Source organism: Alterluteimonas muca, assembly GCF_021191595.1.
GTDB classification, from domain to species: domain Bacteria; phylum Pseudomonadota; class Gammaproteobacteria; order Xanthomonadales; family Xanthomonadaceae; genus Luteimonas; species Luteimonas muca.
Map to the genome: position 1 here is coordinate 63,177 of NZ_JAIWPS010000011.1, position 11,934 is coordinate 75,110.

Here is an 11,934-nt window from a genome sequence, read left to right on the forward strand (position 1 = left end):
GCAACTGGATGCGCAGCACGCTGACGTCGCTGGGCGTGATCATCGGCATCGCCGCGGTGATCGTGATGGTGTCGGTCGGCCAGGGCACCCAGGCCGAGCTGGACAAGCTGGTCTCGGGGCTCGGCTCGCAGCGGCTCGACATCTCGCCCGGCTCGCGCCGTGGGCCGGGCGGCGCACGGGGTGCGTCGTCGAGCTTCTTCACCCTGACCGAGGGCGACGTCGACGCGATCCGCGAGGAAATTCCGGAAGTGCAGTACGTGTCGGGCTCGCTGCGCGGCAACACCCAGGCGGTATATGCGGAGAACAACTGGGCGGCGAGCTGGCAGGGCGTGCAGCCTGACTTCTTCGCCATCAACGGCTGGACGCTGGCCGATGGCGACGGCTTCCAGCCGCAGGACTACACCGGCGCGGGAAAGGTGGCGATCCTCGGCGAAACCGTGCGCCGGCAGCTGTTCGGCGATGCCAGCGGCGTCGGCGAGACCATCCGCCTCGGCCGCGTTCCGTTCACTGTCGCCGGCACGCTGGCGCCAAAGGGGCAGGGCGGCTGGGGGCAGGACCAGGACGACGTGATCATGGTGCCGATGGCCACCGGCCGACGCAGCCTGCTCGGCGCGATGGGGCTGCCACCGCGCGCGGTGATGCAGATCGCGCTGACCGTCAACGATGTCGAGGACCTCGGCTACGTGCAGTCCGAGCTCGAGGCGCTGCTGCGCCAGCGCCACCGCATCGGCCCCGGCGACGAGGACGATTTCACCGTGCGCAACATGGCCGAGATCGTCGCCACCCGGACCGCCACCACGCGGCTGATGTCGCTGCTGCTGGGCGCGGTGGCCACCATCTCGCTGGTGGTGGGCGGCATCGGCATCATGAACATCATGCTGGTGTCGGTGACCGAACGGATCCGGGAGATCGGCCTGCGCATGGCGGTTGGTGCGGGCCCGTCGGATGTGCGGCGGCAGTTCCTCGCGGAGGCGATGCTGATCTCGCTGATCGGCGGTGCGATCGGCATTGCGCTCGGCGTGGTCGGCGCGTTGCTGGTCAGCCGCATGGGCTCGTTGCCGGTGGCATTGAATGCCAACGTGATCGGCATGGCCGCGGGGTTCTCGGTGGCCACCGGCCTGTTCTTCGGCTACTACCCGGCGCGCAAGGCCTCGCAGCTCGATCCGATCGAGGCGCTGCGGCAGTAGCGCAAAGGCCGCACCCGGAGGTGCGGCCCTGCGATGCCGGCGCGCCCCGCCGACGAGGGAACGGGGCGACGCCGTCCGCGACTAGCGCGTGTACAGCAACCGGTTCGGCGAACCGCTGCCGATGCCGCTCAGGCGGTTGGTGGTGGCGTTGGTGTAGAGCCAGTTGCGCACCGTGGCCGGCGATGCCGACGGATTGTTGGTGAGGTACAGCGCCGCCGCACCGGCCACGTGCGGGGACGCCATCGACGTGCCGCTGATGGTGTTGGAGGCCGAGGTGCTGGTCGACCATGCCGAGGTGATCGACGAGCCGGGCGCGAAGATGTTCACGCAGCTGCCGTAGTTGGAGAACGACGAGCGCGCGTCGGTGGAGGTGGTCGAGCCCACCGTCACCGCGTTGGTCACCCGTGCCGGCGAGTAGTTGCAGGCATTGGCATTGCTGTTGCCGGCTGCGACCACCACGGTCACGCCGCTGTTGATCAGGTTGTTGGTGGCGTTGTCGGTGGCGGTGGATGCGCCGCCGCCCAGGCTCATGTTGGCCACCGCCGGCAGCACGCGGTTGGCGCGCACCCAGTCGATACCGGCGATGATCGTCGAGTTGGTGCTGCCGCCGGTGCAGCCGAACACGCGTACCGGGACCAGCCGCACCTGCTTGGCCATGTGCAGGGGTGGCGTTTGACGCGCTGCGTCACCGCACTGCGCGGAAGTCGGCATGTTCGCGTTGCTATGCTTCCGCGCTCTTCACGGAGATCGACATGCGAACCTTCCTGCTCTGCTGCGCACTTCTGCTGGGTGCACCCGATGCCGCGCTTGCGCAGGCGCGACCGACGGCGCTGGTGATCCATGGCGGCGCCGGTGTCATCGAGCGCAAGGCGATGTCGGCCGATGCCGAATGCGCGATACGCGAGACGCTTGATGCCGCGCTCGACGCCGGGCACGCGGTGCTGGCAGGCGGCGGCGCCGCGCTCGATGCGGTCGAGGCCAGCGTGCGCGTGCTGGAGGAGTCGCCGTACTTCAATGCCGGCAAGGGCGCGGTGTTCAACGCCGAAGGACGCCACGAACTGGATGCATCGGTGATGGAGGGCCATACCCGGCGCGCCGGTGCGGTGGCGGCGGTATCGACCGTGCGCAGCCCGGTGCGGCTCGCACGCCGGGTCATGGAACAGTCGCCGCACGTGATGCTGATCGGTGATGGCGCCGAGCGCTTCGCCGACGACCACACCGATCTCGAGCGCGTGCCCAACGACTGGTTCGATACCCCGCAGCGCCGCGAGCAGCTCCAGCGCGCGCAGGCCAACGAGGCGCAACGCCAGGCCGGGCTCGACGTGCCGGTCGCGCGCGATGCCTACTTCGGCACGGTGGGCGCGGTCGCGCTCGACAGCCATGGCCATATCGCCGCGGCAACGTCCACCGGCGGCATGACCAACAAACGCTGGGGCCGCGTCGGCGATGCGCCGATCATCGGTGCCGGTACCTGGGCCGATGATCGCTGCGGCGTGTCGGCAACCGGCTGGGGCGAGTTCTTCATCCGCAACGCGGTCGCGCACGACATCTGCGCGCGCGTGGCCTACCGCGGCGACAGCCTCGCCGATGCGGGCGGCCACGTCATCGGCGAGGTCATCCCGGCGCAGGGCGGGGATGGCGGGGTGATCGCGCTCGATGCGCAGGGCAACATCGCGCTGCCGTTCAATACGCCGGGCATGTATCGCGGGTGGATCGGCGCCGACGGGCGCCGCGGCGTGGCGATCTTCGGAGACGAGTGACGCCGCCGCTGCGACCTCGGGTCGACCCTATCCGGGTTGGCCCCGGCTTGTGGGCGCGGGCCGCGCGCGCCGAGACTGCAGGCATCCTCGCTGCAGCGGAACACCTGCCATGACCGCGATCGCAAACCACACCATTGCCTGGGGCGACACGCTGTCGCAGATCGCCCAGCGCAACGGCTCCACCATCGATGCGCTGATGGCGCTGAACCCTGGCATCAGCAACCCTGACGTGATCTACGCCGGCGCCTCGCTGCGGCTGGGCGGTGGCGAGGGCGCGGCGGGTGCCGACAGCGCCTCCACCGCGATCGGCACCCGGGCCGTGGCCGGCACCGATGCCATGGCCCGCGGTGGCAACGCCGCATCGATCGCGCAGCAGTTCCTCGGCACCCATGTCGGCGAGCTCAAGCACAGCGGCCAGCTGCCCATGCAGACCTGGGTGCCGGACAACGTGAACTGCGCGAACTTCGTGTCCGCCTGCCTGCAGGAGGCGGGGGTGATCGACGCCAGCCAGGGCAGTGCGTCGGTGGACCAGCTGGCCAGCAACCTCAAGGGTGACGGCTGGCAGACCGTTTCCCTGCAGGACGCGCGTCCGGGCGACGTGGTGCTGATGCAGCGCGACGGCCAATCGCATGTCGTGCTGTTTTCAGGCTTCGAGAACGGGCAACCGCGCTTCATCGGTTCCAACAACGTCAACAACGACGGCACCCAGAGCATCAGCTGGGGTGGCGCTTCGGGACGCTACGAGATCATCACCCCGCCACGCTGACCCCATCGCGCATGAGAAAGGCCCGGTCACTGACCGGGCCTTTCGCGTTGTCGGGCCTGCGGACGAGCGTGGCCGTGGCGTATCGTCGTGTTGCGGCGTTGCCGACCGTTGCGACGTATCGCCGTCAGCGCTCAGAACCCGAACAGCTGGCGCGGCGCGGCGTGCGTGGTCGGCCAGGTGAGCCAGGCGACATCGCCCGGGCCGATGGCGTGGTCCACCAGCATCCATGCGTCGCTGTCCTCGTCGCGGCGCAGCAGCGCGACGTGCAGGTCGGACATGCCGCCCTGCGCGGCGCGCTCCGCGAACGTAGTGCCGGCGTAGTCCGGCCGGCCGCCACCCGGCGCCTCGAGGCGCCCCTGCACGAACGCCCATGGGCCGAGGGTGTCCACGCGCTCGATGCGCACCGTCGCGCGCTGGTCGGTGGCTGCGAGCACCGGTGCGGCCGCCGCATCGGCGATGGCCGCATGGTCGGGGTCGTCAGGCAGCAGGGCCACCGGCGTGGTCTGGGCGAACGTATTGGACATGGTGGCTACTCCGGTTGGAATTTCAGCAGGCGAATCCGCAGGTGTGCCGAGGGTGCACGTGTCCGGGATCCCGACCATCACCCGCGCGCATCACCGGCCGAGGTACGCGCCGACAAGCCGGCGCCACAGTGCATAGCCCTGCGCATTGAGGTGCAGCCCGTCGGCCAGGAACAGCTCGGCACGTGGGCGGCCGTCGGCATCGAGCATCGGGGTGAACACGTCGATGTAGTCGACATCCGGCTGGCGTCGCGCCCAGTTGGCGATCAGTGCGTTCGCCTCGCGCTGCTGCCCGAGCCGGTGCGCGTTGAACGGACTGGGCTTGATCGCGATGAAGGCGACCGGCGTTCCGGGCAGCTCGCGATGGATGCGGGCGGCGAAGCGGCGCGCGTCGGCGGCGACCTGCGCGGGGCTGCGCCCGGACATCAGGTCGTTGTCGCCGGAATAGACCAGCACGCGGCGCGGCCGGTAGCGGATCGCGATCTCGTCGGCGTAATGCACGGCATCGCGGAACTGCGAACCGCCGAAGCCGCGGTTGAGCACCGGCAGGTCGCCGAACGCGCGCTCCAGGTCCGGCCACATCCGCACCGACGAGCTGCCGGTGAACACCACCGGTCGCATCGGCGGCGGCCGCGCCGCATCTTCGGCGGCAAAACGCGCCATGTCCTCGATCCAGGCCGGTGACGACACCGGATCCAGCGGCAGTGCCCCGGGCGTCGCCGCAGCCGGGGGCGTTCCGGCACCCGCGATGCCGGTGCAAAGCAACGTGGCGGCCAGCAGGCTGCGGAGCAGGCGGAGCGTGAACGGCATCGGCGGCATCGCATCGCGGTCGGATGGCCAGTCAAGCAGGGCCGTGGGCGCGATGCAAACCCGGGGTCGCCACGCTGACGGCGTGTGTATCCGCTGTGGCAGAATGTCGGGCTTCCGGCCCGTCACAGTGCCCGCGATCCGATGTCCATGACTGCCGCGTTTTCCGTATTGTCCGCGCGCCGTCGCGGCACGCGGTCCGTTCCCACCGGCCCGGCGCCGCGGGATCCCGCGTGAGCGATGGACGGCACCGGACACTGGCCGCGCGGCCCGGCAAGGATGTGGAAGGCGACGGTATGGTCGGTGCAGGGCCTGCGCGCGGCATGGCTGCACGAATCGTCGTTCCGGCTGGAAGTGTGCCTGCTGGTGGTGCTGGCTCCGCTGGCGATCTGGCTGGGCGCCGACGGGGTGGAGCGCGCGCTGCTGCTGGGAAGCTGTCTGCTGGTGCTCACGGTGGAGCTGCTGAACTCCGCGATCGAGGCGGTGATCGAGCGCTTCGGTGGGGAGTGGCACGCGCTGGCCGGGCGGGCCAAGGACATGGGATCGGCCGCGGTGTTCGTGGCGATGCTGAACGTACTGCTGGTGTGGGGGCTGATCCTGCTCCCGCGCTGGTTCTGACCGGCCCCGGCCGGATCGACTGAGGCGACCAAGACGATGATGGAACTGTTGACCGACCCGCAGGTGTGGATCCTGCTGGTGACGCTGGCCGCGATCGAGATCGTGCTCGGCATCGACAACCTGGTGTTCATTTCGATCGCGGTGGGCAAGCTGCCGATCGAACGGCGCGAATTCGCGCGCAAGTTCGGCATCGCGGTGGCCTGCATCACCCGCGTGGGCCTGCTGCTGACGCTGGCGTGGCTGGCGCGGTTGACCGATCCGCTGTTCGAACTGTTCGGTCGTGGCGTCTCGGTACGCGACCTGATCCTGATCCTCGGCGGCCTGTTCCTCATCGTGAAGGGCGCGATGGAGATCCGCGAGCAGCTCAAGGGCGAGGAGCACGGCGATGTGAGCGCGGCGGGCGCGGCAACGGCCTCGTTCGGCTCGGTGATCGCGCAGATCGCGGTGATCGACATCGTGTTCTCGCTGGATTCGGTGATCGCGGCGGTCGGCATGGCCGGCGACTACGTGCCGGTGATGGTGGCGGCGATCCTGATCGCGGTGGCGGTGATGCTGCTGGCCGCGCAGCCGCTGGGCCGCTTCATCGATGCCAACCCGACGGTGAAGATGCTGGCGCTTGCCTTCATCGTGCTGATCGGCGTGTACCTCACCTTCGACGGTTTCGGCCTGCATATCCCGAAGGGCTATATCTACGGTGCGATGGGCTTCTCGGCGTTCGTCGAGATCCTCAACCTGTGGGCCAAGCGCAACACCATGCGCAACCAGGGCCGGGTGGTGCCGCCGGTCGACGAGCCGCGCCATCCGATGCCGCGTTGACGGTGGGGATGATTTCGCGGCCGGCGTCGCCGGTCGCGCGCGCATGAGCCCAGGAGCCGCAGTCCGATGACGATCCTGCACCAGATCGATCCCGTGGCCTTCTCGCTGCCGGCGTTCGAGCTGTTCGGCCGCCAGTTCCACCCGCAGGTGCACTGGTACGGGCTGATGTACCTCGTCGCCTTCGCCAGCGCGTGGCTGCTGGGGCGCGCGCGGATCCGTGCCGGCCGGCTGCCCGGTGTCGACAACAACGCCTTCGGCGACCTGCTGTTCTACTGCATGTTCGGCGTGATCCTCGGTGGGCGCGTCGGCTATGTGCTGTTCTATGCGTTCGGTGATTTCATCGCCGACCCGTCGATGCTGCTGCGGCCCTGGGAAGGCGGCATGAGTTTCCACGGCGGCCTGCTGGGCGTGCTGCTGGCGGCGTGGCTGTGGGCACGCCGGCAGCGGCTGCACTTCTTCGACGTGATGGATTTCGGTGCGCCGCTGGTGCCGCTGGGGCTGGGCGTGGGTCGCATCGGCAACTGGATCGGTGGCGAGCTCTGGGGCCGGCAGACCGATGGCAGCTGGGGCGTGGTGTTTCCGAAGTCACTGCCGCAGCCGTTCTGGAGCATGGACCTCGAGTCACTGCGGGCGCTGCATGCCAGTGGTGCACTCGACACCTACGCGCGACACCCGTCGCAGCTCTACCAGGCCGTCCTCGAGGGCGTGGTGCTGTTCGCGATCGTGTGGATCTATTCGATGAAGCCGCGCCGCCGTTACGCGGTGTCGGGCAGCTTCGCGCTGGGCTATGGCGTGTTCCGCTTCATCGTCGAGTTCGTCCGCGAGCCGGATGCGCAGCTGGGCTACCTCGCGTTCGGCTGGCTGACGATGGGCCAGGTGCTGAGCCTGCCGTTGATCGCGCTCGGCCTGTTCCTGTTCTGGAGGTCACGCACGGCACCGGTGCTCGAACCGCAGCCGGCACCCGCGCCAGCGGAGACGCGCTGACATGCGCGCCTATCTCGATCTGCTGCGGCATGTGCTCGAGCACGGTGCTGAGAAGTCGGACCGCACCGGCACCGGCACGCGCAGCGTGTTCGGCTGGCAGATGCGCTTCGACCTCACCGCGGGGTTCCCGCTGGTCACCACCAAGAAGCTGCACCTGCGCTCGATCATCCATGAGCTGCTGTGGTTCCTGAAGGGCGAGACCAACATCGGTTACCTGCGCGACAACCGGGTCGGCATCTGGGACGAATGGGCCGATGCCGATGGCGAGCTCGGCCCGGTGTATGGCAAGCAGTGGCGGCGCTGGGACGATGGCCGCGGTGGCGAGATCGACCAGATCCGCTGGGTGGTCGACGAGATCCGCCGCAACCCGGATTCGCGCAGGCTGGTGGTCAGTGCCTGGAACGTTGCCGACCTGCCGGCGATGGCGCTGCAACCCTGCCATGCGCTGTTCCAGTTCTACGTGGTGGATGGGAAGCTCAGCTGCCAGCTCTACCAGCGCAGCGGCGACATCTTCCTCGGCGTGCCGTTCAACATCGCAAGCTATGCACTGCTCACGCACATGGTCGCGCAGGTGACCGGGCTGGGCGTCGGTGACTTCGTGCATACCCTGGGCGACGCGCACCTGTATTCGAACCATTACGAACAGGCACGCGAGCAGCTCTCCCGTGAGCCGCTGCCACTGCCGCGCCTGCGGCTCAATCCGGACGTGACCGACCTGTTCGCGTTCGGATACGACGACATCGAAGTGGTCGACTACCACCCGCATCCGGCGATCCGGGCGCCCGTGGCGGTCTGATGGCAGCCGGCCGCCCACGCATCAGCCTGGTGGCGGCGCTGGACCGCCGGCGTGCCATCGGCCGCGACAACGCGATGCCCTGGCACCTGCCGGACGATCTGAGGCGGTTCAAGCGGATTACCCTCGGCAAGCCGGTGCTGATGGGGCGACGCACCGCGGAATCGCTGGGGCGTGCGCTGCCTGGCCGCGACAACCTGGTGCTGACCCGCAGCGGCCAGGTGCCATTCGACGGCATGCGCGCGATCGGCACGCTCGATGACGCCCTCGCCCTGGACGTTCCGGAGCTGTGCGTGATCGGGGGCGGCGAGATCTACGCACTGACCCTGCCGCTGGCCGACGTGCTCCACCTCACCCATGTGGATACGGAGGCGGAAAGCGCCGACGCGTTCTTCCCGGAATGGGATGACGGCGGCTGGATCGCGGGGCCGGTCGAGCATCATCCGGCCGATGCCCGACATGCACTGCCGTTCGACTTCGTCGACTACACGCGCGTCGTCGACCACGCACCCGACGCCGGCTAGGTGTGTAAACCCAGGACGTTGTTCAGTGGAAGCTGGATGCGGCTGATTGGGGGTTGGTAGCCAAGGCTGGCGTGCGGCCGGTGCCAGTTGTACTGGTGCAGCCAGCGAGGAAGAGCGTGCCGGCGCTGCTCCGAGCTGTCGTAGGAACAGGCATAGGCCCATTCGCGCAAAGCGGTCTGGACCAGGCGTTCGGCCTTGCCGTTGGTACGCGGGGTGTAGGGTCGCGTGCGCAGATGGCGCAGGCCCAGGCGGCGCAGGAGCCGGCGGAAGCGCCGGGACTTGTAGCAGGCACCGTTGTCGGTCATCACCCGGGTGAAAGTGACTCCCAGACCGCGGTAGTAGCGCAAGGCTTGAAGCAGTGCGCGGCAAGCGCTGGATCCGCGCTCATCGCCTTCGATGGTGCCGAAGGCGACCCGTGAGTGATCGTCGATGGCAAGGTGGACGAACTCCCAGCCTGCGCCCTCGGACGCGCCTTGGCGATCGCCCGTGACCCGATGGCCAGGGCGCCAGAAGCGGCCCAGCTTCTTGATGTCCAGATGCAGCAGGTCCCCGGCCTGGTGATACTCGTAGCGGTTATCCGGGCGCGCCGGCTCAAGCTCGGCCAGCCGGTGCAGCCCGGCGCGGCGCATCAGCCGGGCAATGGTGCTGAGGCCGACAGGCAAAGCCAATGAGATCTGGCGGTAGGTCTGACGCTGACGACGCAGAGCGGTCACCTCTGCGGCCACCGATGGCGGTGTGGCATGCGGGCACCGATGCGGTCGCGATGACCGATCATCCAAGCCGGCCCAGCCTTCCTCGCGAAAGCGGCGCAGCCACTTGTATGCGGTCCTGACGCTCACGCCCGCCGCGTGCGCAGCTTCCTCGACCCGCAGGCCTTGGTCGATCACCCGCTCCACCAGAAGGGCTCGACCGCGAGGCGTAAGACGGGCATGTTTATGCAGGTTCATCCGGGGCTCCTGGAGGGGTGGCTGATTCGCACCTCCAGTCTTCCGGGATCACCCCGGATGAACAACCTACTGAGAGATCACAGCTAGGCCGGCCCGTTCCGCGAGCCCCGGGCCTCAGCCGCGGCGCTCGCCCTCGGGCACATCACGACCGGGCACCTGCACCACGCGCAGCTCGTCGGTATCGAGCTGCAGGGCCGTGAGCCGCCCGCCCCAGACCGCACCGGTATCGATCGCGTGCACGCCATGGCCGATGAAGAGGCCGAGCGTGGACCAGTGCCCGCAGACCAGCTTGAGGTCGCGTTCGGCGCGGCCCGGCACCTCGTACCACGGATACAGGCCCGCGGCCTGCGTGCCGGGCGCACCCTTCTCCTCGAACGCGATGCGTCCACGCGGGGTGCAGTAACGCATGCGTGTGAACACGTTGATGATCGCGCGGTCGCGGTCCACGCCACGCAGCCCCGGCGACCATGCCGGCTTGTCGCCATACATATGGCGCAGCACCTTGCGATGCCCGGAACCGCGCAGGCGCTCGTGCACTTCGGCGGCGTGCGCTTCGGCGTCGCGGGTGGTCCACCTGGGCGCGAGCCCGGCGTGCACCATCATCCAGCCGAGCTCGCGGTCGGCATGCACCAGCGGGCAGCCGCGCAGCCAGTCCAGCAGATCGTCGCGGTCGGGCGCGAACAGCACCCGCTGCAGGTCCGGGTTGACCCGGCGCTGCTGCGCCTCGTCACGGCCGCCGATCGCCAACAGCGAGAGGTCATGGTTGCCGAGTACCACGGTGGCCGACCCGCGCAGCGAATGCACCAGCCGCAGCGTTTCCAGCGACTCGCCGCCGCGGTTGACCAGGTCGCCGCAGAACCACAGCCGGTCGACCGCCGGATCGAAGCGGAGCTTCTCCAGGAGTCGCTGCGTGGGACCGTAGCAGCCCTGCAGGTCGCCGATTGCCCAGACCGCCATGCGCGCGGCCTAGTGCAACGTTCGCGGGACGGACAGCGTGAACGGCGGGATCGGCGCATCGAAGTGCGTACCGTCCTCGCCGACCATGTCGTAACGGCCCTGCATGCTGCCGACCGCGGTCTCGAGCACCGCGCCGGAGGTGTACTCGAACTGTTCGCCCGGCTCGATCAGCGGCTGCTCGCCGACCACGCCTTCGCCATCCACCTCGTCGACCTTGCCGTTGCCGTCGGTGATGATCCAGTGGCGCGATACCAGCTGCGCCGCACGACGGCCGAGGTTGCGGATGCGGATCGTGTAGGCGAACACGTAACGGTCGTGGTCCGGCTCGGATTCCTCGTCGAGGAACTGCGTCGCGATCTGGATTTCCAGCGTGTAGTCCGGTCTCTCGTCCATGCGCACAGTGTATCGCCCGCAGCCGCAAAGAGCGGGTGAGGCGTTGCCCTCATGCGGTGTTATGCGTCCGCGGGGACCTTCGACAGCGCGATGAAGTCGACGACCTCGAGCTGCTCCGCACGCTGCCCGGGCGCGATGCCGGCCGACGCGATCGCATCCGCGGACAGCAGCCCGCCCAGCGCATTGCGCAGGGTCTTGCGACGCTGGCCGAACGCGGCACGCACGATCGCCGCGAAGCGTGCGCGATCGTCGATCGGCACGCTCGCGGGCGGCCTGGGCACCAGCCGCACCACCGCCGAGTCGACTTTCGGTGGCGGCCGGAACGCGCCGGGCCCCACGGTGAACAGCGGGGTTACCTCGCACCAGGCCTGCAGCATCACGCTCAGCCGGCCGTACACCTTGCTGCCCGGCCCGGCGGCCATGCGGTCGACCACTTCCTTCTGCAGCATGAAGTGCATGTCGATGATGGCTTCGGCATGGTCGAGCGCGTGGAACAGGATCGGCGAGGAGATGTTGTAGGGCAGGTTGCCGACCAGCCGCAGCGTGCCACCCGCGCCGGCGAGTTCGCTGAAGTCGACCTTGAGCACATCGCGATGCACGATCGACAGCTCACCGATGGGCGCGGCGGCCGCGGTCAGCGGCGCGATCAGGTCGCGGTCGAATTCGATCACCGTGAGCGCGCCATGCGCGCGCAGCAGCGGAAAAGTCAGCGCGCCCTGGCCGGGACCGATCTCGACGATGCGCTCGCCGGGCTTCGGGTCGATCGCGTGCACGATGCGGTCGATGACGCCGCGCTCGTGGAGGAAATGCTGGCCCAGCGCCTTCTTGGCGCGGCCGAAGCCGGTGTCGGTGGTGTCGATG

The 11,934-nt window shown here is 69.0% G+C and carries 14 protein-coding genes and 2 pseudogenes; 9 read left to right on the forward strand and 7 right to left on the reverse strand.

Annotated elements, in window-relative coordinates; all coding sequences use genetic code 11:
* Window positions 1-8 precede the first annotated feature (8 nt).
* Window positions 9-695: pseudogene (locus LDO11_RS15960) on the forward strand (ABC transporter permease); the annotation flags it as partial.
* Window positions 696-806: 111 nt separating this feature from the next.
* Complete coding sequence (locus LDO11_RS15965) at window positions 807-1,187, forward strand: ABC transporter permease (protein ID WP_435574650.1); 381 nt, start codon at window positions 807-809, stop codon at window positions 1,185-1,187.
* 81 nt (window positions 1,188-1,268) lie between these two features.
* On the opposite strand, the gene LDO11_RS12635 is transcribed toward LDO11_RS15965, so the two are convergent.
* Window positions 1,269-1,844 (reverse strand): S8 family peptidase, encoded by a 576-nt coding sequence (locus LDO11_RS12635; RefSeq protein ID WP_232141860.1) that lies wholly within the window; start codon window positions 1,842-1,844, stop codon window positions 1,269-1,271.
* Between the two features lie 95 nt (window positions 1,845-1,939).
* On the opposite strand from LDO11_RS12635, the gene LDO11_RS12640 reads away from it, so the two are divergent.
* Together LDO11_RS12640 and LDO11_RS12645 are read left to right on the forward strand one after the other, a co-directional pair.
* On the forward strand, window positions 1,940-2,947 hold the full coding sequence (locus LDO11_RS12640; protein ID WP_255683467.1) for an isoaspartyl peptidase/L-asparaginase family protein: 1,008 nt from the start codon (window positions 1,940-1,942) through the stop codon (window positions 2,945-2,947).
* 109 nt (window positions 2,948-3,056) lie between these two features.
* Window positions 3,057-3,713, forward strand: coding sequence for a C40 family peptidase (locus LDO11_RS12645; protein WP_232141861.1), 657 nt, complete (start codon window positions 3,057-3,059; stop codon window positions 3,711-3,713).
* A gap of 131 nt (window positions 3,714-3,844) precedes the next feature.
* Here LDO11_RS12645 and LDO11_RS12650 read toward each other — a convergent pair whose 3' ends face one another.
* Both LDO11_RS12650 and LDO11_RS12655 read right to left on the reverse strand, forming a co-directional pair.
* Complete coding sequence (locus LDO11_RS12650; protein WP_129136600.1) at window positions 3,845-4,237, reverse strand: hypothetical protein; 393 nt, start codon at window positions 4,235-4,237, stop codon at window positions 3,845-3,847.
* Window positions 4,238-4,327: 90 nt separating this feature from the next.
* A complete protein-coding gene (locus LDO11_RS12655; protein ID WP_435574645.1) occupies window positions 4,328-5,053 on the reverse strand; it encodes an SGNH/GDSL hydrolase family protein in 726 nt (241 codons plus the stop codon).
* A 228-nt stretch (window positions 5,054-5,281) separates the two neighbouring features.
* On the opposite strand from LDO11_RS12655, the gene LDO11_RS12660 reads away from it, so the two are divergent.
* The 5 genes from LDO11_RS12660 (at window position 5,282) to LDO11_RS12680 (ending at window position 8,776) form a co-directional block, all read left to right on the forward strand.
* Window positions 5,282-5,659, forward strand: a complete 378-nt coding sequence (locus LDO11_RS12660) for a diacylglycerol kinase (protein WP_129136598.1) — start codon at window positions 5,282-5,284, stop codon at window positions 5,657-5,659.
* Between the two features lie 39 nt (window positions 5,660-5,698).
* Window positions 5,699-6,475, forward strand: a complete 777-nt coding sequence (locus LDO11_RS12665; RefSeq protein WP_232141863.1) for a TerC family protein — start codon at window positions 5,699-5,701, stop codon at window positions 6,473-6,475.
* A 66-nt stretch (window positions 6,476-6,541) separates the two neighbouring features.
* Window positions 6,542-7,459: a prolipoprotein diacylglyceryl transferase gene (gene lgt / locus LDO11_RS12670; protein ID WP_232141864.1), complete on the forward strand. Its 918-nt coding sequence runs from the start codon at window positions 6,542-6,544 to the stop codon at window positions 7,457-7,459.
* Between the two features lies 1 nt (window position 7,460).
* Window positions 7,461-8,255: a thymidylate synthase gene (locus LDO11_RS12675; RefSeq protein ID WP_232141865.1), complete on the forward strand. Its 795-nt coding sequence runs from the start codon at window positions 7,461-7,463 to the stop codon at window positions 8,253-8,255.
* A complete protein-coding gene (locus tag LDO11_RS12680; RefSeq protein ID WP_206733314.1) occupies window positions 8,255-8,776 on the forward strand; it encodes a dihydrofolate reductase in 522 nt (173 codons plus the stop codon). Before LDO11_RS12675 ends, LDO11_RS12680 begins: the two co-directional genes overlap by 1 nt.
* Here the strand turns inward: LDO11_RS12680 and LDO11_RS12685 are convergent.
* From LDO11_RS12685 to rsmA, 4 genes and pseudogenes are all read right to left on the reverse strand, one after another.
* Window positions 8,773-9,723, reverse strand: coding sequence for an IS481 family transposase (locus tag LDO11_RS12685; RefSeq protein WP_232141866.1), 951 nt, complete (start codon window positions 9,721-9,723; stop codon window positions 8,773-8,775). The genes LDO11_RS12680 and LDO11_RS12685 overlap by 4 nt on opposite strands.
* A pseudogene (locus LDO11_RS12690) lies at window positions 9,710-10,680 on the reverse strand (symmetrical bis(5'-nucleosyl)-tetraphosphatase). The gene LDO11_RS12685 and the pseudogene LDO11_RS12690 overlap by 14 nt, the downstream one beginning before the upstream one ends.
* A gap of 9 nt (window positions 10,681-10,689) precedes the next feature.
* Window positions 10,690-11,073, reverse strand: coding sequence for a Co2+/Mg2+ efflux facilitator ApaG/CorD (gene apaG, locus LDO11_RS12695; protein WP_232141867.1), 384 nt, complete (start codon window positions 11,071-11,073; stop codon window positions 10,690-10,692).
* 59 nt (window positions 11,074-11,132) lie between these two features.
* Window positions 11,133-11,933, reverse strand: a complete 801-nt coding sequence (rsmA, locus tag LDO11_RS12700; protein ID WP_232141922.1) for a 16S rRNA (adenine(1518)-N(6)/adenine(1519)-N(6))-dimethyltransferase RsmA — start codon at window positions 11,931-11,933, stop codon at window positions 11,133-11,135.
* Window position 11,934 lies beyond the last annotated feature (1 nt).

Bases quoted from the DNA above. Each gene is read 5' to 3' on its own strand.
- LDO11_RS12635 (WP_232141860.1), bottom strand. From the start codon at position 1,844: ATGGCCAAGCAGGTGCGGCTGGTCCCGGTACGCGTGTTCGGCTGCACC.
- LDO11_RS15965 (WP_435574650.1), top strand. From the start codon at position 807: ATGTCGCTGCTGCTGGGCGCGGTGGCCACCATCTCGCTGGTGGTGGGC.
- LDO11_RS12675 (WP_232141865.1), top strand. From the start codon at position 7,461: ATGCGCGCCTATCTCGATCTGCTGCGGCATGTGCTCGAGCACGGTGCT.
- LDO11_RS12640 (WP_255683467.1), top strand. From the start codon at position 1,940: ATGCGAACCTTCCTGCTCTGCTGCGCACTTCTGCTGGGTGCACCCGAT.
- LDO11_RS12660 (WP_129136598.1), top strand. From the start codon at position 5,282: ATGGACGGCACCGGACACTGGCCGCGCGGCCCGGCAAGGATGTGGAAG.
- apaG (WP_232141867.1), bottom strand. From the start codon at position 11,073: ATGGACGAGAGACCGGACTACACGCTGGAAATCCAGATCGCGACGCAG.
- lgt (WP_232141864.1), top strand. From the start codon at position 6,542: ATGACGATCCTGCACCAGATCGATCCCGTGGCCTTCTCGCTGCCGGCG.
- LDO11_RS12680 (WP_206733314.1), top strand. From the start codon at position 8,255: ATGGCAGCCGGCCGCCCACGCATCAGCCTGGTGGCGGCGCTGGACCGC.
- LDO11_RS12650 (WP_129136600.1), bottom strand. From the start codon at position 4,237: ATGTCCAATACGTTCGCCCAGACCACGCCGGTGGCCCTGCTGCCTGAC.
- LDO11_RS12685 (WP_232141866.1), bottom strand. From the start codon at position 9,723: ATGAACCTGCATAAACATGCCCGTCTTACGCCTCGCGGTCGAGCCCTT.
- LDO11_RS12645 (WP_232141861.1), top strand. From the start codon at position 3,057: ATGACCGCGATCGCAAACCACACCATTGCCTGGGGCGACACGCTGTCG.
- LDO11_RS12655 (WP_435574645.1), bottom strand. From the start codon at position 5,053: ATGCCGCCGATGCCGTTCACGCTCCGCCTGCTCCGCAGCCTGCTGGCC.
- LDO11_RS12665 (WP_232141863.1), top strand. From the start codon at position 5,699: ATGGAACTGTTGACCGACCCGCAGGTGTGGATCCTGCTGGTGACGCTG.